Consider the following 18,547-nt stretch of genomic DNA (forward strand, 5'->3'; position numbering starts at 1 on the left):
AATAACGTCTAACTAATTAATTGCTAATACAATATTATATTTTGAGGTTAAATTACAAACCTTGTTACACAATAATCTATTAAAAAATATGTTTTTCGTGGCACACTGTCATTGTTTATATATTAATAGTTTAAGTTATGCGTCAGCTAAAAGAAGATACAGTTAAAAGTAACCTTATTGAGTCGCAGCAAAGTGCATACGGCCCCGTATGCGTGTATCAAAATAAAGAATACCGGTGGTTAACGCTTGCACAAAAAACCAATGAAGACATTACAATTCAGGGCGTTATGAACCTTATACACCCTGAGCAAGTAATAGTACCTGTAAACCAGTGTATGATGTTATTTTTACTTAAACCGGTAGATACACTAAATATATTAAATTTAGGCTTGGGCACTGCAGGGTTTGAGCGAATTATGTATCACTTACAAAGTAATACGCCTTACATAAACACCATCAATACATTTAACACGGTAGAAATAAACCCAAGCATTGCCTTAATTGCTGCCCAGCACTTTAAGTTACCAATTAAGCACAGCACCTATTTACAATGCGCCGAGCAATATATTACCCAATGCACTGATCACTTTAACGTAATCACTATCGATATTTTTAGTGGTGAATATCACCAGCCTTTTTTAACCAGCGATAGCTTTTGGCAAAATATAAATAGCTGCAGTGAGCAAAATACGCAAGTAATCATTAATTTAAACCCACAAACTGGCCAAGAGCTGCAAATGCTTTTAGTACTTTTAAGGCAACATTTTAAGTGCTTAGGGATAATAGAGTTTAACGAATACAAAAATATAGTGATCATACTAAGCCAGCAAACATTAATGCACATAAACGTTGATGAAATACAAAACTCACCTGTGTTTATAAATTTTGCACCAAACCTTTATAAAAGTATTAACAGCATTTACCACATTGAATAAAACGCGTTACCGTCCAGGTTCATGTTTTTCATAGCACGGTAAGCTTGTTTCTAACTTCTCCCAGTTAGCTTTAGACGTAACAAAATTATGCGATAAAACCTGCTCAGTAATATCGCTATCAAATATTCCTAAACGAATTCGTATTCTGCTTTTGTCATCATTATTGCTACTGTAAACCGGCGAGCCACACCACTTACAAAAGTAACGAGTGCGCCCTGGTTTAAAACTAAATTCACTAAGTAATGCTTTTCCTTTGGTTATTGTGAAGTCATCTGTATTTACAAAGCCATTGGTTGCAAATGCAGTCCCGCTGTTTTTTCTGCACAGTGAACAATGACAATGAATAATGCTGGTTATACTACCCGACACTTCAACCCTTACCTCACCGCACAAACACGAACCCGTATACATATAACATCCTAACTATTAAATTATTTTAAACTCAGCTGAAATTTGCTGAGTTGATTTAATGGATAAGTTTACTGGTTAATTTTTTGAATGGAATAATAATTTTTGTATCTTCGCAGTTCCCACGCCATTACCTATTGCTTTAATGGTTGACATAAAAACATTAAATTGGTTACATAACTCTCAATAAAAACTATAGCCAAAATTTAAATTGGTTAACCAAATATCAATAATATTACGAGAGCCAATTATGTCTTCCAAACACATTTTAATTCTATGTTTGTTTAGCACGCTATCAGCATGTTCAACCATTCAAAAAAGTACATCGAGCGATTGGCTACTTATTGATAACTTTGAAAATTCACTTAGCAAGTGGCAAAGTGTCGATACCCAAAATGAAACTAAACCACAGGTTAAAAACCCACAAATAACAGTTATACAACCAGAACAAGCAAACTCATCAACAAATCATTATTTACTAAAAAAACCTGCAGCTGAGGGCATTGTAGGAAATCGTAAAGCGCTTTCTTATACAAAACTTCCACAAGCGGTTGAAGTTGGTCAAACCTACACATTTTATATGCGTATAAACGTAGCTGCTTTTCCTAATAACCATGCTTTTGGATTAAGCAACCTTACGCCAGAGCTAATTAATAAACATGCGTACGATGCGTTTGAGCCTACACTTCGCGTAACCGATAAAACAGAATCAAACGGGTTTGTAAACGATGGCGCTTTAATGGTTAAAACCGACAGCGGGTATAGCAACATTCAAAACTACACTACCAAACAATCGGCCAAGCCACTGCAAACAAATACCTGGTACGACGTATGGTACGTTGTTAATAACGCAGCAGCCTCAGAGCAAGGTCAGCAATATGATGTTTACGTAAAAGGTGGTGAATTTAGCAAGCAAACACTGGTGTATAAAAATGCACAATTTAGAATGAAGCGCGAACAACCTCTTATATATTTTTTAGCAAACTGTAATACAGGCCCAATTAAAAAGCCTTACGGAAATGGTGGTCTCAGATATGACGATTTATACATGAGCAAAGGTACAAACCTAAATAACCCAATGCTATAAAGTAAGTGAAGTGTTTTTAGGTGTTCTTTTATACATAAGTTTATATTAATAACGCTCTAGCATATTCACAATTAATACCTTACAAACCTGCATTTAAAAATACTTAAATGGTATAATAGCCACCATTATTTGCCATTTAAGTTTTTAAAATGTATCGATTATTTGAAAAAATGACAAAAGCATTTCCTGAGGTTCAACCTACTCAGCCGCCTTCGACTTTATTTGCTTTTTGTCGTCACTACACCAAAGGAATGGAATTGTCGTTGGTGCTAATGTCAATCAGCGCCGCCATGCTCGCTATTTTAGAGGTTTCTTTATTTAGCTATATGGGGCAGCTTGTTGATTGGTTAACGGCCTACACACCCGAAACCTTGTTTGTAGAGCAAAAATCAGAACTTATCAAAATGGCTGTCATGCTCTTACTGGTATTGCCCGTAGTCGTATTTTTTCATTCTGCTATTTTGCACCAAGCATTACTGGGCAATTACCCTATGTCGATTCGCTGGTTAGCGCATCGTTATTTACTGCGCCAAAGTGTGAGCTTTTATCAAAATGAGTTTGCAGGAAGAATAGCCACCAAAGTATTACAAACCTCTTTAGCCGTTCGCGAAACAGTGACCAAACTACTCGATGTATTAATGTACATAGTGGTTTATTTTGGCTCAATGGTATTTTTAGTTGCCGAAGCTGATTGGCGCTTAATGATCCCTTTACTGGTTTGGTTAGTTTTATACATTTGCGTACAGCTTTATTTTGTACCTCGCCTTAAAAAAATTGCCAGCTCACAAGCTGATGCGCGCTCAGAAATGACCGGTCGAATTGTTGATAGCTACACAAATATTTCTACTATTAAATTGTTTTCGTATACCCAGCGTGAAGAGCAATACGCAAAACAAAGCATGGATGTATTTTTGCAGCCTGTGTACAAACAAATGCGCTTGGTAACCAGCCTAAACTTTGTTATTCAAAGCTTAAATTATTTATTAGTATTTTCGGTTACCGCAGTATCACTTTATTTATGGTCGCTTAGTGCAATTAGCGCAGGTGCCATTGCAGTTGCTGTTAGTTTAGCGCTTAGATTAAACGGTATGGCGCAATGGATCATGTGGGAAATAAGCAGCTTGTTCGAAAACATTGGCACCGTAGCCGATGGTATGAAAACACTGTCTAACCCTATTGAAGTTGCCGATAAACCAAATGCCGATACACTTAACGTAAGCCAAGGTGCTATTGAGTTTAACAACGTACATTTTAACTACGGCAAAGCTGCAAACGAGACTAATCGCAGCCCAGTAATGAATGGTTTAAACTTAAACATTAAACCTGGCGAAAAAATTGGCTTAGTCGGTCGCTCTGGTGCAGGTAAATCAACACTTGTTAACTTGTTACTGCGTTTTTACGATACTGACTCAGGAACAATAAAAATTGATGGGCAAAACATCACAGACGTAAGCCAAGAAAGTCTACGCCGCTACATAGCGATGGTTACGCAAGACACTTCCCTGCTTCATCGCTCAGTAAAAGACAACATTTTGTATGGTCGCCCTGATGCAACACAAGACGAAATGATCAACGCGACCAAACAAGCTAAGGCACTTGAGTTTATAAACGACTTGGTAGATAGCAAAGGTAACAAAGGCTTTGATGCACAAGTGGGCGAACGCGGTGTTACTCTTTCAGGCGGTCAACGCCAACGTATTGCTATTGCACGTGTGCTACTTAAAAATGCACCCATACTTATACTCGACGAAGCCACCAGCGCACTCGACTCAGAAGTAGAAGCGGCAATTCAGGCAAGTCTTGATGACTTAATGACAGGCAAAACAGTAATCGCCATAGCGCATAGGCTCTCAACCATTGCACAAATGGACAGATTAATTGTACTTGATGACGGCGGCGTAGTTGAGCAAGGCACTCATGAAGAACTAATCGCTAAGGGTGGGATTTACGCAGCCCTGTGGACACATCAAACAGGCGGGTTTATAGGCGTCGATTAGCCATTAATATTACCTTACTGTAGACGTGGTTTATATTCTGCTGCTACCTAAACAAAAAAGCGAAGATGCCTTAAAGGCTCTTCGCTTTTTTGTTTAAAGTTATAAATAGAGTTTATAACTTTTTTATAAACTAAGAGATTAGTCTTAATCCTATCATTATCAGCATAACCACATTAGCAAGCACACCAATTAAAAAGAAGTAACTACGTGGACTTGGGTTTTTCTCCGTTGCTATAGCGTAGTACAGCGCCATGTGAATTAAACGCGCAATTAAGTACACCCAAATACACATTGCAAAAATCGGGCTTTGATAATTAATTACAAACGCAAATAACACCGTACCTATAAATAATGCGCTGTTTTCAAGCGTATTATGAAACGTACGATGCGCTCTAAATATAAAGCTATCGTGCGATAAATCCTCGTCAATTTTACCTGGTACAGCATTTGGCTCTTTAGCTTTGCTAAACGTAGCCACAGCCCACTGTACAAGCAACATAATTAAATAGAGGTAAAATGCCAAATAGGCCGAAAGTGCAACTTCAGTCATTACTAAATCCCTTATTTTGTTTTTTAACTTAGTTTAGAATGCAATTTTAAAGCCTAAGTTAATACACTGATATTTAAAAGGTTAATTTAATAAACCTAATTACATATGTAAGTAACTCACGGCGTTGTATAAAATTTACTTGTTATGATTTTAAAAAATAACATCAAAACTGAGCTGTATACTGCTAGGTTTACTCCGATCTAAAAAGCTTAAACTCTTCAAACGCACAATCCCACAACACAACTTGATTACGACCCAAAGACTTAGCCTCATAAAGTGCTAAATCAGCCTGTTCAATTAACTCAGAAGGTGTTCTGGCTTTAAATTTAATAGACGTAACCCCAAAACTACACGTAACAGGAATATCATCAAATATCGCTTTTTCTACTTTAATACGAATAGCTTCAGCAATACGTATTGCTTGCTCTTGAGTCGTGTTGGGTAAAATAATACAAAATTCTTCGCCACCAAAACGGGCAACGCTATCGCTCGTACGTATATTAGCTTGTAAAAGACTGGCAACGCCACAAAGTACGGTGTCGCCAATGCTGTGCCCATAAGTATCGTTAACACTTTTAAAATGGTCAATATCGACCATTAAAATACAGTACTCTTCAATCTGAGGTAAATCCAAAAAGTCGCGATTCATAATCTCAAATAAAATACGGCGGTTATAACAATTGGTCAAAGGGTCTCTCGCGGCCAAATAGTCTAACTCTTCATTACGTTTTTTAGAGGCAATAAAGCTTCGATAAACCAATAAAACAATAGCTAAGCAAGCGGCTAATAAAAATGCGAGCGCAATACTCGCGTATTTGTTTTTTGCAAGCTCTAGCTCTGATATAACCCTAGCTTGGCCTGATATTTCAATTTCATTGTTTTTCTTTTCAAGCTCAAGTTGATGGAGTTTTTCTTTTTCTCTTAACGTTTCCAGCTCTATTTCCATTTTGTGAGAATGCAAATGTGCTTTTTCAAGAGCAAGCTTACTTTCGTCTCTTTCGTATTGAATGATTCCGGTCAGGGCAATTTCTTCTTCTGCGTAACGTAGTGATTCATTTATTCGTCCACGCTGTTTTTCTGCTATTCGAATTTCACGATAAGCGTATAGCATATGTAACTTATCATCTATTTCGGTTGATAAAGCGAGTGACCTTTTTAGTAAAGAAATCGCCTCATTTGTATCAATACCAATTAAAATCGCCGCAAGCGCTGTTAGCGACTTTATCTCATAAAGCTTACTGCCCGTTTCTCTGGCGAACGACAACGACTCTTTGTAATACTCTATAGCCTTGTTTTTATTCCCTTGGGCACGATAAATATTAGCAATAATACGCGCCGTTATAGAAATGTAGGATGTAAGATTTTTGGTTTTATAAGTTACGTAAGCTTTCTGAGCAAATCTCATCGCTGATTCTAAGTCGCCAGACTCATAGTTAATAACAGCCATTTCTCTTAAGGCCGACGCGAGCGTTTTTTCCTCGACCACACCTTTTGGTAAATCAATGGTTATTTGATAGAAAATCTCGGCCTGATCAAACTGCTTTAATCGTGTGTATAGCAGCCCCATTTGATTGGATGTTTTAGCAATCCCAAGCACGTTATTTACTTTTTTATAATATAAATATGCCTCATTTATATGCTTAAGTGATTTTTCATAAAGGTTGATATGTCGATAAATAATACCAGCACCTAATAATGCTTTAGCCAAGCCAACAGGATCGTCAATTTCTTTATGTATTTCTAATGCTCGAGTGCTGTAATCAAGGGCTAAAACTAAGTTGTCTAAATAGCGCTGCGCTTCTGCTAGTGTATTTAATGTACGCGCCATCAACTTTAAATCATCTAAATTAGTATATATATCTAAAGCTTTGGTATAAAAATGAGCCGTTTGCTCTCTATTTTCAAGACGCTTATACGACTGAGCTAATTTTTTATACGTTTCACCTAACTGTTTTTGTATTTGTTCGTCTTTATTTACAAGGTATTTTAAAGCAGATGAATATTGCGTTATCGCGTCATTGTATTTTTTTTGTTCATAAAACGAATCCCCCTTTGTTAGGAGTACTTGTGCTATAAAAAACTCATCGCCATACACAAGCGTTGTTGGTAATAAAGTTTCAATGCGGTTAGCAAGTTCGTCATAACGTTTTTCATCTAATAATATTTTTATATAATTAATAGACGCCTTTATTTGGTTGCGTGAATCATTTAATTTACTGTAATAAGCCGAGGATTGTGAAAAGTGATGAAGCGATTCATTAATATTGTTATTTTTTTTATTCGCTTTACCTAATAAGTTATGTAATTTTGCGCTGAGTAACGTGTCATCAGCACTTTGCGCTTGTAACAACAACGCCTTACTTAGTTCGATACTTGTTATAACGTCAGTATCCATAAGTAATTCGGCTCTTTTTAGCAGCCCTGTATTAGATTCATTGATTAAACTGTATGAGGTGGTTTCTTGCGCGTAAGCGCTACTTAAACTAATAAACAAAGCAAAAAGCAAAGCTTTCACTAACAATTTAGAATTATAAATTCGATTTACGAAGAAAGTGTGTACTTGCGAAGTTAAGTCCATCTTTCGCGTGTGATACGAGTAAGTGTAAAATTCCATATTTACCATTTTAGTGATTTGTTATTAATTTAATGCAAAAATTCTGGCGATAAAATATACACATAAAGACTGCAGGTCAAGTTTCGCTGCAATATGGGTAATTGTTAATTTATGATTTTAGCATAATTATGCATATTGCAGCTTAATTCTTTTTTAGCTTAATCGTACGCTGTAAGTTATTAAATGAGAAAACCTAGCTTCTTAGTTTAAGGGTAACCAATACAACACCGTGGTCGGTAGTTAAATCATCACGCTCATATTCGGGGTTTATTAAGTGCCTGTCGTAAGTGTTATACGCGCTTACTTCAAAAAAGCTGTCATCGTAACTAGCGTCAAACTCACACGACAATAAAATGTAATCAAGCACAGAGCTGCTCGCGCCATAATAATGTGTTGGCGGCCTTAACGGTGCTGTCTTTGTTATATTTATATTTTTTACTTGGCTTTTATCCGCTGAATCAACAATCTCGCTGTTATTGCGATCACAATCACTTTGTTCATCGTTTGTTATTGCTTCATCGCTAATCACTTCATCATTACTTAGCTGCGACTTAACAAACAAATCCCATGAATCATTTAGACAATATTTAGCGAGGTAGGTTTTAGCGTCAAACGCAGGGGCAAAACGTAGCGTATTAGTAAGTAAATGACTGAGCACACCATCAGCTAGGTCGTTATTAAAATCGCCCATTAGCATCATGGGTTGCTGCGTAGCTTCGCGGCGAGTAATCATTTGTATCATTAGCAATGTAGCTTCACTACCACGCTGAATAGTTGAGCCCCACCCTCCTGCTACATTTGCTTTTAAAATCTCAATTATGTTTTTCTCGGGCGTAAGCTCTTTATTATGCTCATCAACATTAATCATCGGGCGCTTAGATTTAAAATGCACCACATAACAATCAGTATTGCCTATGTGCGGTAAAGTAACGGTCGCTCTCAATACCTTACGACTAAAAGTAAACTCACTATTAAGGCCAAGCGTACTTGCAAGCTCGCTGTCATGCTCAACCGCTGCTACCTCAACTATGGGATATTTAGAGGCAATCGCCACTACGGGGCGCTTATAAATAAAATCATCAATCACCTCTGGTGTATCTACCACCGCAAAGTAATTATAGCCTTGCTCAGCAACTAGCTCTTTTAACGAATCAATACTAAACACTTCCTGAAAACCAATCACATCAGGCGCATGTTCTGTTAAGTAATCAGCAATCCAACGCTGCTTTTTGGCCCACTGTTGCGCGGTATAAATTTTCTCAAACTCATAGTATGCATTGGGCGGCTCAAGATAGTTAAACAGGTTAAATGTGGCTATTTTTAGTTGGGTGTTAATAATTACAGATTCTTGAGCGTTTAAATCTGTATCTAACTGTTTAAGATCTTGATTGCTGATGGGTATCGCCTAAGTAAAGTTGAAAGTGTTGCTTGCTTATAAACTATCATTTTATTACATGTTTACGTAATAAATCAGCCAGCTTAATTGTAATTTTATACACTCTTTTATTTTAGTCTTTATTATATCCCTCAATAAATAGCATTAACGTGCTTAACCAGATAAAATTCGCGGCAATTAAATATGAGCGAAGTGAAGTTGTCATGAGTAGAAAGATTGAACTATTAGCCCCAGGCGGTGATGTAAACGCGGTAAAAGCCGCCATTGTAGCCGGTGCTAATGCGGTTTATTGTGGGTTAGATACCTTTAATGCACGTAACCGAGCGTCTAATCTTTCGTTTGATGAGCTTAACGGCGCACTTCGCCTAGCCCATGAATACGGCTGTGAGATTTTTTTAACGCTAAATGTAGTTATATTAGAGCACGAAATGGGTGCGCTATTTAAGCTATTAAATCAGCTAGTAAATACCACGCTCGATGGCATTATTGTGCAAGATTTAGGGTTGTTCAATATAGTTAAAAAGCACTTTCCTACGTTGCATATTCACGCATCAACTCAGTTAACCACGCATAACGAATCACAGGTTGAGTTTTTAGCGCGCATTGGCGCTACACGTGTAAATTTATCGCGCGAGCTTAACTTAACTGAAATTAAAATACTGACCGACGTAGCGCATAAATGCGACGTATTAACCGAAGTATTTGTGCACGGCGCATTATGTATTGCGTTTTCAGGGCAATGTTATTCAAGCTCAGTAAGTGTGGGTAACTCGGGTAATCGTGGTCGCTGCTCGCAAGCGTGTCGTGATGAATACGAGCCAACTGCGATGGGTAACAAGCATCCGTTAAACTTAAAAGATAACTCAGCTTATTTCGACCTGCCAGAGCTAGTAGCCGCAGGTGTTGATTCGTTAAAGGTAGAAGGTCGTATTAAAGGCGCTAACTACGTACATACGGTTATTGATAGCTGGCGCAAACAAATAGACACGTTTGTGCAAACCGGTAACCTAATTGAAGACGATTCAAGCTTATACAAAGTATTTAACCGTAACTTTACTAATAAGTTTTTAACCGGCGACATGACCAAAAACATGTTTACCGATAACCCGCGCGACCATAGCTTTGATCACGCAAATGAAAAAAACAACGCAATTTCGGTCGTGCAAATTTACGATGCACAGCAAGAGCTTTCTACTCAAAAAAGTGAAATTGATTCGTTAGTTAAAAAGAAAATTGAATTTTTAGATATTTCAAAGCGCGAGCTTACATTAGAATTTTCAGGGCAATTAAATCAGCCATTCACTGTAAACATAATTATTGAAGATAAAAACGATATTACGCTTTCGAATAAAAACGAAAAAGAGCCTCTACGCTTTGAAGTTCAATCGCAAATGCCTATGCAAACCGCCGATAAATCGGTTGTTGATATTGCTGCTATTGATAAACGCTTTAAAAGCTTTAGTAATGCCAATTTTGAAATTAAAAATATGGATTACTCAAACTTAGGCAACAACTTAAGCATTCCGTTTAAAGAGCTCGCCCGTATTAAAAAGCAAGTCGCGTTTTTATTAAACGAAGGCAAAGACGTACTCGCCCCTGTTGAATTACCAAAACTAGTAAGCCACGAAAAAGCAGATAAAAACAAAACAACACTCTCTATTTTAATATCGGACATAAAAGACGTTCACCTATGTGATTTAACAGATGGCGATGTTTACTTTAAATTACCTGAGAGCTTTAGAACCGATAACGATAAATACATCAACGTATTTTTAGAGCACCCGCAGTTAATTCCGTGGTTCCCGGCGGTATTAATTGGTAAAGATTTTGAAGAAGCGGTACGTTTACTCGAGGTTGTAAAACCTAAGCTTATTATTAGTAACAACACAGGCGTTGCATTTAAAGCCGTGCAAATGGGTCTTGACTGGATTGCCGGTCCATTATTAAATACTACAAACTCTTATGCGTTATTAACGCTACAAGAAGATTTAAACGCAAAAGGCGCGTTTATTTCAAACGAAATAAACAAGCAGCAAATGCGCAGTATTAAACGCCCTAACAACTTTAAAATGATGTACAGCATTTATCATCCAATACTAATGATGACCAGCCGCCAGTGTTTTTTCCAGCAAACCGTTGGCTGTAAAAAACCACGTATTGATGCCAGCTGTATGCTGAGCTGTAAAAAGGAAACAACCGTTACCAATGTTAAAGGCATTAGCTTTGCCATTGATAAACAAAAAGGCGGCTACCCGAGCATTTATAATCATGAACAATTTTTAAATATGGATATTGTGACCGATTATGCCGACAAGTTTGACGAGTTCATGATTGATTTAACCGACATTGGCTCAGGCGATAAAGAAAAACTCGATAAAGCCGTGTTACTTGCGCATTTTCAAGATTTAATTAGCGGGCAAACACAAGCAGCTGCTCAGTTAAATCACATGGTAAAAGTAAAAACACGTCAGCAATATGTTGAAGGCTTAAATAGCTAAGGTAAGTAATAAAATGACACTGCCATTATTATATTCATTACAACACTGCCCATACGCAATGCGTGCACGAATGGGTATTTTAATGGCAGAGCAACACGTGCTACTACGCGCTATTAAAACTAAAAACAAACCACCGCATCTTTTGCAAATATCGCCAAAAGGCACGGTGCCTGTTTTATTACTGCCGAATAATCAAGTTATAGATGAAAGCCTAGATATTATGCTGTGGGCTTTAAAGCAAAACGATCCGCATAATTTACTTCATACTCAAGACCCATTAGCACTTGAGCGCATGCTTGAATTAATTAAGCTAAACGACACGAAATTTAAACCAGTGCTTGAAAAGTATAAGTTTTATGCTCGCACAAAAGACATGGCACAAATTTATTACCAAAAAGCCTGCGAAGAATTTATTAAGCAATTTGAAGAAAAACTAACCACGCATAAATACTTAATGGGCGATGAAAAAAGTCTAGCCGATTATGCCCTGCTACCATTTATTAGACAGTTTGCCCGTGTAGATAAACATTGGTACTTACAAAGTGAATACACGCATGTACGCGCATGGTTAAACGAGTTTTTACACGCCCCCATGTTCACCAAAGTTATGACCAAATTTGATTTGTATATGGACTGCGGCGAAGAGTTTTTATACGGCGTTAAAAAATCTTAACTTAGCCTTTGTTTTATAGAAATTTTATTGTCATAGCCAACTACAAAGCTAAGTATTGAATTATTCTCATCATCGGATTTAAGCCCTTTATTTACGCTATACTGCCCTCCCCATTACTAACAAACGCTATGCATTATGAACTACTCAAACTTCGGCACTAAATTCACACAACCCAACGGCATTACTCAGTTAATGGAAGATTTAGGTGGTGCTAAAAACAGCAACAATCCTAATATTGTTATGCTCGGTGGCGGTAACCCCGCATTAGTACCACAAGTAAATGAGGTTTTTTTAAGTGAATTACAAAAACTCGTTGCCAGTAACAAGGTATCGCAGGTATTTGGCCTTTACGACGGCCCGACTGGTAACGACGAGTTTAGAGCTGCATTAGCTGGCCAGCTAAGTAAAGAGTTCGCATGGGATATTAGCGCCGATAACGTAGCACTTGGTAATGGCAGCCAAGCTAACTTTTTTGTATTGTTTAATATGTTGGCAGGTGAAATGCCGGATGGCAGCCATAAAAAGATTTTATTTCCCCTTGCGCCAGAGTACATAGGTTATGCCGATCAAGGTTTATCGGCTGATATGTTTGTTGCCATAAAGCCTGATATCGAAATTTTAAATACAGGCAGCACATCAAAACAGTTTAAATACGTCATTGATTTTAAAGCAGTTGAAAAAACACTAGCAAACGACAACAGCATAAGCGCGCTGTGCGTCTCACGACCTACCAATCCGACAGGTAATGTAATTACTGACGATGAAGTAAAACACCTTGATTTGCTCGCTAAGCAATATGGTATTCCACTCATTATTGATAACGCATATGGCGATCCGTTTCCAGGTTGTATTTACACCGATGCAAACCTAACGTGGAACTCAAATATTATTTTATGTATGTCACTTTCAAAGCTGGGCCTACCGGGTTTACGCAGCGGTATTGTGGTTGCAAACAATGAGATTATTAAAGCAATTGGTCGCGTAAATGGCAGCATGGTGTTATCGCCAAATAGTATTGGTCCAAGCTTAGTGACACGCTTAATTAACGACAACGAACTACTGCCACTGTGCCGTAATGTTGTGTTGCCTTTTTATCGTAATAAAGCACACATAGCGATTGAGTTGTTTAATGAAGTATTTGCCGAACTGCCTGTTTACCTGCACAAAGTTGAAGGTGCCTTTTTTATGTGGCTGTGGTTTAAAGATGCAAAAATAACCAGCGAAGTGTTGTATCAAAAGCTTAAAGCTCAAGATGTATATGTAATTCCTGGGCACAACTTTTTTATTGGCATTGACGACAGTTGGCCGCACAAGCACGAGTGTATTCGTATTAACTATGCTACTGATGCCAATACTCTAAAAAAAGGCTTAGAAGTGATTAAATCGCTAATAAAGTAAATACACTGATGCTGATATTAATATCAGCATCACCCATTTAACTCGATTGGCTTATATATTCGTTTAAAATTTACTGCATTTAATACTCTGCTTGTTTGTGCAGTAAGCGTTATTTTAACTTTGAACCTTAGCTTGTAACACATACTCATACCCACTTTTAGCTTAAACTTTATTCAAACGCACTGTATCCCCTTTAAATTTATATATATATTGGTATCCTACGCGACCTTTTTTAATAGCAATTCGCTTAATTAAGTGATCTATCAGAGGTGAGAAAATCGTGTCGATAACCAGGCAAAAATTTCGTTATTTAGTTGTTCTATATCAGAAATTTTTAACGCAGTTAGCGTCAAATCTAATCCCTCAAATTGATTAAGTATTATTGCGGATTGGTATAACATATGCTTATTAAAAAAGAACCAGCCAAGGGGCGATAATCGCTGCAGGGCACTTAATTAAAGTGGCAGCAATAACACTACAGGCATCGCGTATAAATATTGGTTTTAAACGTTAGATGTAACTTTAAATAGCAACATGCAATAGCACTATTAAGGTCAATTATGCGATTAGGACCAGGACTACTCGTCACCGCTGCCTTCATTGGACCAGGGACTATTACTACCGCCAGCGTGGCAGGTGCAAACTTTGGTTTTGCACTTATATGGACATTACTGTTTTCAGTAGTTGCCACTATATTATTACAATCTATGGCGGCGCGCCTTGGCGTTGCCACCGGGCAAGATTTAGCTCAAGCACTCAGAGCACATATTCAAACGCCTTTATTTAAATCTTTAGCTATATTTTTAGTCATTAGCGCAATTGGTGTGGGCAGTGCAGCTTATGAAGCGGGTAACTTAAGTGGCGCTAGCATGGGGTTAATTGAAATATTCCCTCAAATTAGCTCTCAAGTATGGACACCACTTATTGCTTTTTTAAGTGCTGCTTTACTGTATAGCGGCAAACATAAAGTGATTGAAAACGCGCTAATTTTACTCGTTATTTTAATGAGCTTAGTGTTTATCTCAACACTTGTAATGGCAGCGCCTTCACTGGGTGATGTATTTGCTGGTTTTATTCCTAGTATGCCTGAAGGCTCTATTACAACCATACTAGCTTTAGTTGGCACTACCATTGTGCCGTATAACCTATTTTTACACTCCGGCGTACTCGCTGCTAGACACGACAGTAACAGCGACATGCAAAAAGTGATTAAACAAACAAATGTTGATACAGGCCTATCAATCACTTTAGGCGGTGTGATCACTTTAGCTATTTTATCTACAGCTTCAGTTGCATTTTATGGCACCGATGCGGGGCAAATTAGTGCGGCTAACATGGCCGTGCAGCTAGAGCCATTGCTTGGCGACGCCGCTCATTACTTTTTTGCTATTGGCTTATTTGCTGCAGGTTTAACAAGTGCTATTACAGCGCCACTTGCGGGTGCTTATGCTGTGTGTGGCATGTTAGGTTGGTCAAACGATATGGGTAACACGCGCTTTAAAGGCGTCGCTATTGTTATTTTATTGTTTGGTGCTGCTGTGGCGTCACTCGGTTTAGACCCTGTCGCGGTGATTATATTCGCGCAAGCGGCTAACGGGTTATTACTTCCTATTGTTAGCACCTACCTTGTATGGCTGGTTAATCAAAAAGGCGTTATGGGAAACTACACTAACTCTTTGGTGTTAAACCTGGTAACCCTACCCGTTTTAATCCTAATTTTTGGGCTAAGTAGCTACAAACTAATTAGTTTAATTTTTTGATTAAATTCTAAAAACCATATTTAAAGGCCCCTGTTTACAATAAACAGCGGCCTTTATTTATTAATCACCAAATAACGTATAAGCCGTATTTATATTCACACAGCTAACACGCTTTTTGGTTTTTAGTTGCCTTAACTAATTGCGAAAACGCCAAACCACCTAACGCGCCTGCAAGCAGTTGAGCATAAAAACCCCAGCCTCTTGCGCCCGCTATAATATGAATATTCATAATTGATTCAATGGCAATTAACACAATAGCAAATGCCACAATGCCAGCAATAACAAATAGCTGAGTACTGTATTTTTTAACCTTTTTATTAAGCTTTAGGGTAACAAAAAAAGCGATGGCAAGTGCTAGGGCAATAATAGCGCCGTAGGTAGGTAATAGGCCTAACCAATCATCAAACGTTAAACTAGCACGATCACTAAAGCCCACCACTACACCTACATTAACTAATTGATTGACAACGTATTGGCTATGAAACAAGCTAGCAAGTGTGAATGTAAGTAACCAAGAAACTAAAAATGAAGGCAATATACGTGTTAAAAACGACATGGTTATCTCAACTTAAAATAAAGCTTTTTTCTTATACTAGTCATGCTAGCAAAGGCTTGCCCCGTAAACAATGTATCTCTTTTTTTACTTTGCTTTCGCTTTTTTCGCTTTCTGTTAATGCAGATGCTACGTTACCAAAAGAGCAATACAGTACAAAAGCACTGGCTACGCAATTACAGTCTCCGTGGAGCATGGTTGAACTACCAAACGGCACATGGTTAATTACAGAGCGTGATGGCCACGTAGTTATAGTTAAAAACAATGCGCAATCAAGAGTAAAATTAAACCTAACAGGTTTATACGTAGCAGGCCAAGGTGGTTTACTCGACATTGTGTTATCACCAGATTATAACGACTCCAAAGAAATTATTTTTACTTATGCCCAAGGTGATGCAAGCGCAAACAGGCTTGTTGTTGCCAAAGCCACGTTTAATGGCACTGACTTTTCAAAACCTAACATTATTTATAAAGTAGCGACTGATAAAAACACACCGCAACATTACGCAGGACGCGCCCTTGTCCTACCCGACAATACGTTATTAGTTTCAACGGGCGATGGTTTTGACTTTAGAGAGCAAGCACAAGTTATCACCAGCCAACTTGGTAAAATATTACGTATAAACCTAGATGGCACCATTCCTACAGATAACCCATTTATTAATCACAAAAACCTAAATGCACATGCTGTTTATTCGCTCGGTCATCGTAACCCGCAAGGCTTAGTTTATGATTACGATACGCAGCAAATTGTAAGCCACGAGCATGGCCCTGCAGGCGGTGACGAGCTAAACTACTTAACCGCTGGGACTAATTACGGCTGGCCGGTAATCACCTATGGCAAAGATTATTCGCAAGCGCGTATTTCACCATTTACCGAATATAAAGGCATGCAAAAACCAAGTGTCAATTGGACGCCATCAATCGCCCCATCAGGCATGGCGTATTATGACTCTAAACATACCGCCTTCCCTTCATTGCAACAACATGTACTCATAACTACACTAGTCGATAAAAAACTCTACAGCGTTAATCTGGCTAACGGTGAGTTTACGCAGTCTCACGTATTTCCTAAGGCTGCAGGAAGACTAAGAGATGTATTTGTAACTGATAAAGGTAACGTCGCGGTATTAACCGATGGGAAAGATGCGAAGCTGATGTTGATGACAGCAAACTAATTCACAAAGGGGGTAAGAGCCGCTTCGCTTTTAAAGTAAGATAGCGGCTTTAAATAAGCCACTTTGGTTAATTAAGTAATTTGATCAGTAAGATCAGGGTTAACCCCTTTAGTTTTAAAATTAAGATGAGCGTCTTTATTATGTTCTTAATAACGTTCTTGTCTCCAACTGCCTTTGCGAATACTTACTATGCTTATTATTTACCCGATTCTAATTGCTGTCTCAATAACTCAATAAGTTGAGTGTTAAGCCCTGTAATTTCGGCTTCTAGCACCTTCACTTTAGCCTGCGACTCTTCATCTTCTTTACTGCGTAATAATGCAGCTTCTTGTAGTAGCTTTTCAAGCTTCTCTTGTATTTCAGCAATCTGTTCATCTATAGGATCTTCTTCAGATTGTGATGCCTGACTTACATCTTCATTGCCTGATAATTTACGTAACGCCTCTCTATTTTGATCTTCCAGGCTTTTTTCTTTTTCTTCTTCGGATATATCTACTTGGTCACTTTGATCTGCTGCTTTGTGAATAGTCGCTTTTTCGGTTACTTCATCAGCTACCACCTTTAAAGTTTGTTTTTGCGGGTAAGTTTCTAAAGGTTTGGAGGTTATGTGAACTGACATTTTATCCATTTTAATATTCCTTGTTCCGTCAATTATTGGCGACCAGTAGTTAACTATAAATATAATGCTTTACCAAAAGCCAATTGTAATAGCCCTTGTTTGATTCTTTATTAGATTACACTTTACTCACAAGCTTGCCCATTGTTGTTTTAAACCAACAAGGTGAACAATACCAAAAGATAAACAAATAATAGAACTCCAAACCCAAAACTCAGGCGAACGCCCCATAGGGTTATTTATTAGAAAGAGTCCAGTAATCCCACGAGCTAAATAAATAAAAGTTATTAACACAAGAGCTAGTCGGATGAATGGAAGTTTAAAAATAACACCTGCGGCTGAAAATGCATACAATGACCAAGTTGATAGAATCAGAACAATTACACTAGTAATAAGAGTTGGTTTAATACTTCCTTGCTCAGAAAGTAATGCCATTTTCTCTCCTGCACCGAAGAACCGATACCAAGAACCTCCAAAATAGATACAACCTAAATGCAAAGTTGCTACAACAGCACTTAATGTACCTGCAATTATTAGAAACACATTCATAGAGCGATAAACCCCCCGTGAGACATAACGAACCTGTAAATTAGCTGGTTTATTTATCTTGATAAACAAACCATAGCCGGGTTTTTATCTGGGTACAATCGATTGTCGAATGTTTACGCGTGATATCAAAGCTCGCATTAAACTAGACAGCCACTCCAATTGTAAATTAATCTGGCCTAATGGTGTAGTGGTCAATAAAATTTGGCCACAGTTTTAGAATCTTGATATCTAACCTCAGATTCATTTGGCGCTAAACCAGCATTATAATGATGCGGCCTAACGTTGTTGTAATATCCGTTGATATAATCACTAACGCTATATTTAGCATCTATAAA

At 37.9% G+C, this 18,547-nt stretch carries 15 protein-coding genes and 1 pseudogene; 8 read left to right on the forward strand and 8 right to left on the reverse strand.

What is annotated here, in order from left to right; all coding sequences use genetic code 11:
* Positions 1-137: 137 nt before the first annotated feature.
* Positions 138-935 (forward strand): hypothetical protein, encoded by a 798-nt coding sequence (locus I6F66_RS11775; RefSeq protein WP_165727857.1) that lies wholly within the window; start codon positions 138-140, stop codon positions 933-935.
* Positions 936-941: 6 nt separating this feature from the next.
* Here the strand turns inward: I6F66_RS11775 and I6F66_RS11780 are convergent, their stop codons facing one another.
* On the reverse strand, positions 942-1,346 hold the full coding sequence (locus I6F66_RS11780; RefSeq protein ID WP_165727856.1) for a GFA family protein: 405 nt from the start codon (positions 1,344-1,346) through the stop codon (positions 942-944).
* A gap of 247 nt (positions 1,347-1,593) precedes the next feature.
* On the opposite strand from I6F66_RS11780, the gene I6F66_RS11785 reads away from it, so the two are divergent.
* Positions 1,594-2,430: a hypothetical protein gene (locus I6F66_RS11785; protein ID WP_165727855.1), complete on the forward strand. Its 837-nt coding sequence runs from the start codon at positions 1,594-1,596 to the stop codon at positions 2,428-2,430.
* 149 nt (positions 2,431-2,579) lie between these two features.
* A complete protein-coding gene (locus I6F66_RS11790; protein ID WP_197209307.1) occupies positions 2,580-4,427 on the forward strand; it encodes an ABC transporter ATP-binding protein in 1,848 nt (615 codons plus the stop codon).
* Positions 4,428-4,557: 130 nt separating this feature from the next.
* On the opposite strand, the gene I6F66_RS11795 is transcribed toward I6F66_RS11790, so the two are convergent.
* The 3 genes from I6F66_RS11795 to I6F66_RS11805 form a co-directional block, all read right to left on the reverse strand.
* A complete protein-coding gene (locus I6F66_RS11795) occupies positions 4,558-4,977 on the reverse strand; it encodes an MAPEG family protein (protein WP_002963227.1) in 420 nt (139 codons plus the stop codon).
* A gap of 190 nt (positions 4,978-5,167) precedes the next feature.
* Complete coding sequence (locus tag I6F66_RS11800; RefSeq protein ID WP_231611870.1) at positions 5,168-7,372, reverse strand: GGDEF domain-containing protein; 2,205 nt, start codon at positions 7,370-7,372, stop codon at positions 5,168-5,170.
* A gap of 412 nt (positions 7,373-7,784) precedes the next feature.
* A complete protein-coding gene (locus I6F66_RS11805; RefSeq protein WP_197140778.1) occupies positions 7,785-8,894 on the reverse strand; it encodes an endonuclease/exonuclease/phosphatase family protein in 1,110 nt (369 codons plus the stop codon).
* A 296-nt stretch (positions 8,895-9,190) separates the two neighbouring features.
* Here I6F66_RS11805 and I6F66_RS11810 point away from each other — a divergent pair, with 296 nt between their 5' ends.
* From I6F66_RS11810 to I6F66_RS11825, 4 genes are all read left to right on the forward strand, one after another.
* Positions 9,191-11,485: a peptidase U32 family protein gene (locus I6F66_RS11810; protein ID WP_197209309.1), complete on the forward strand. Its 2,295-nt coding sequence runs from the start codon at positions 9,191-9,193 to the stop codon at positions 11,483-11,485.
* Positions 11,486-11,498: 13 nt separating this feature from the next.
* Complete coding sequence (locus I6F66_RS11815; protein ID WP_165741189.1) at positions 11,499-12,158, forward strand: glutathione S-transferase; 660 nt, start codon at positions 11,499-11,501, stop codon at positions 12,156-12,158.
* Between the two features lie 135 nt (positions 12,159-12,293).
* On the forward strand, positions 12,294-13,556 hold the full coding sequence (locus I6F66_RS11820; protein ID WP_197209310.1) for a valine--pyruvate transaminase: 1,263 nt from the start codon (positions 12,294-12,296) through the stop codon (positions 13,554-13,556).
* 560 nt (positions 13,557-14,116) lie between these two features.
* Positions 14,117-15,316, forward strand: a complete 1,200-nt coding sequence (locus tag I6F66_RS11825) for an Nramp family divalent metal transporter (RefSeq protein ID WP_197140562.1) — start codon at positions 14,117-14,119, stop codon at positions 15,314-15,316.
* Between the two features lie 103 nt (positions 15,317-15,419).
* Here the strand turns inward: I6F66_RS11825 and I6F66_RS11830 are convergent, their stop codons facing one another.
* Complete coding sequence (locus tag I6F66_RS11830) at positions 15,420-15,872, reverse strand: hypothetical protein (RefSeq protein WP_197140553.1); 453 nt, start codon at positions 15,870-15,872, stop codon at positions 15,420-15,422.
* Between I6F66_RS11830 and I6F66_RS11835 the strand changes: the two genes are divergently transcribed.
* Positions 15,857-17,047 carry a PQQ-dependent sugar dehydrogenase gene (locus I6F66_RS11835; protein ID WP_197209311.1) on the forward strand — a complete coding sequence of 397 codons (1,191 nt, stop codon included), beginning with the start codon at positions 15,857-15,859 and terminating at the stop codon, positions 17,045-17,047. The two genes, I6F66_RS11830 and I6F66_RS11835, sit on opposite strands and share 16 nt — an antisense overlap.
* Before the next feature lie 196 nt (positions 17,048-17,243).
* Here I6F66_RS11835 and I6F66_RS11840 read toward each other — a convergent pair whose 3' ends face one another.
* From I6F66_RS11840 to I6F66_RS11850, 3 genes and pseudogenes are all read right to left on the reverse strand, one after another.
* On the reverse strand, positions 17,244-17,675 hold the full coding sequence (locus I6F66_RS11840) for a hypothetical protein (protein ID WP_197209312.1): 432 nt from the start codon (positions 17,673-17,675) through the stop codon (positions 17,244-17,246).
* Positions 17,676-17,792: 117 nt separating this feature from the next.
* Positions 17,793-18,212 carry a hypothetical protein gene (locus tag I6F66_RS11845; RefSeq protein ID WP_197209314.1) on the reverse strand — a complete coding sequence of 140 codons (420 nt, stop codon included), beginning with the start codon at positions 18,210-18,212 and terminating at the stop codon, positions 17,793-17,795.
* A gap of 191 nt (positions 18,213-18,403) precedes the next feature.
* Positions 18,404-18,547, reverse strand: a pseudogene (locus I6F66_RS11850) (IS3 family transposase); the annotation flags it as partial.

Source organism: Pseudoalteromonas sp. NZS100_1 (assembly GCF_015864285.1).
Classification (GTDB): domain Bacteria; phylum Pseudomonadota; class Gammaproteobacteria; order Enterobacterales; family Alteromonadaceae; genus Pseudoalteromonas; species Pseudoalteromonas arctica.

Coding starts and splice junctions, on each gene's coding strand:
- I6F66_RS11775 (WP_165727857.1), top strand. CDS start 138: ATGCGTCAGCTAAAAGAAGATACAGTTAAAAGTAACCTTATTGAGTCG.
- I6F66_RS11780 (WP_165727856.1), bottom strand. CDS start 1,346: ATGTATACGGGTTCGTGTTTGTGCGGTGAGGTAAGGGTTGAAGTGTCG.
- I6F66_RS11785 (WP_165727855.1), top strand. CDS start 1,594: ATGTCTTCCAAACACATTTTAATTCTATGTTTGTTTAGCACGCTATCA.
- I6F66_RS11790 (WP_197209307.1), top strand. CDS start 2,580: ATGTATCGATTATTTGAAAAAATGACAAAAGCATTTCCTGAGGTTCAA.
- I6F66_RS11795 (WP_002963227.1), bottom strand. CDS start 4,977: ATGACTGAAGTTGCACTTTCGGCCTATTTGGCATTTTACCTCTATTTA.
- I6F66_RS11800 (WP_231611870.1), bottom strand. CDS start 7,372: ATGGATACTGACGTTATAACAAGTATCGAACTAAGTAAGGCGTTGTTG.
- I6F66_RS11810 (WP_197209309.1), top strand. CDS start 9,191: ATGAGTAGAAAGATTGAACTATTAGCCCCAGGCGGTGATGTAAACGCG.
- I6F66_RS11815 (WP_165741189.1), top strand. CDS start 11,499: ATGACACTGCCATTATTATATTCATTACAACACTGCCCATACGCAATG.
- I6F66_RS11820 (WP_197209310.1), top strand. CDS start 12,294: ATGAACTACTCAAACTTCGGCACTAAATTCACACAACCCAACGGCATT.
- I6F66_RS11825 (WP_197140562.1), top strand. CDS start 14,117: ATGCGATTAGGACCAGGACTACTCGTCACCGCTGCCTTCATTGGACCA.
- I6F66_RS11830 (WP_197140553.1), bottom strand. CDS start 15,872: ATGTCGTTTTTAACACGTATATTGCCTTCATTTTTAGTTTCTTGGTTA.
- I6F66_RS11840 (WP_197209312.1), bottom strand. CDS start 17,675: ATGGATAAAATGTCAGTTCACATAACCTCCAAACCTTTAGAAACTTAC.
- I6F66_RS11845 (WP_197209314.1), bottom strand. CDS start 18,212: ATGAATGTGTTTCTAATAATTGCAGGTACATTAAGTGCTGTTGTAGCA.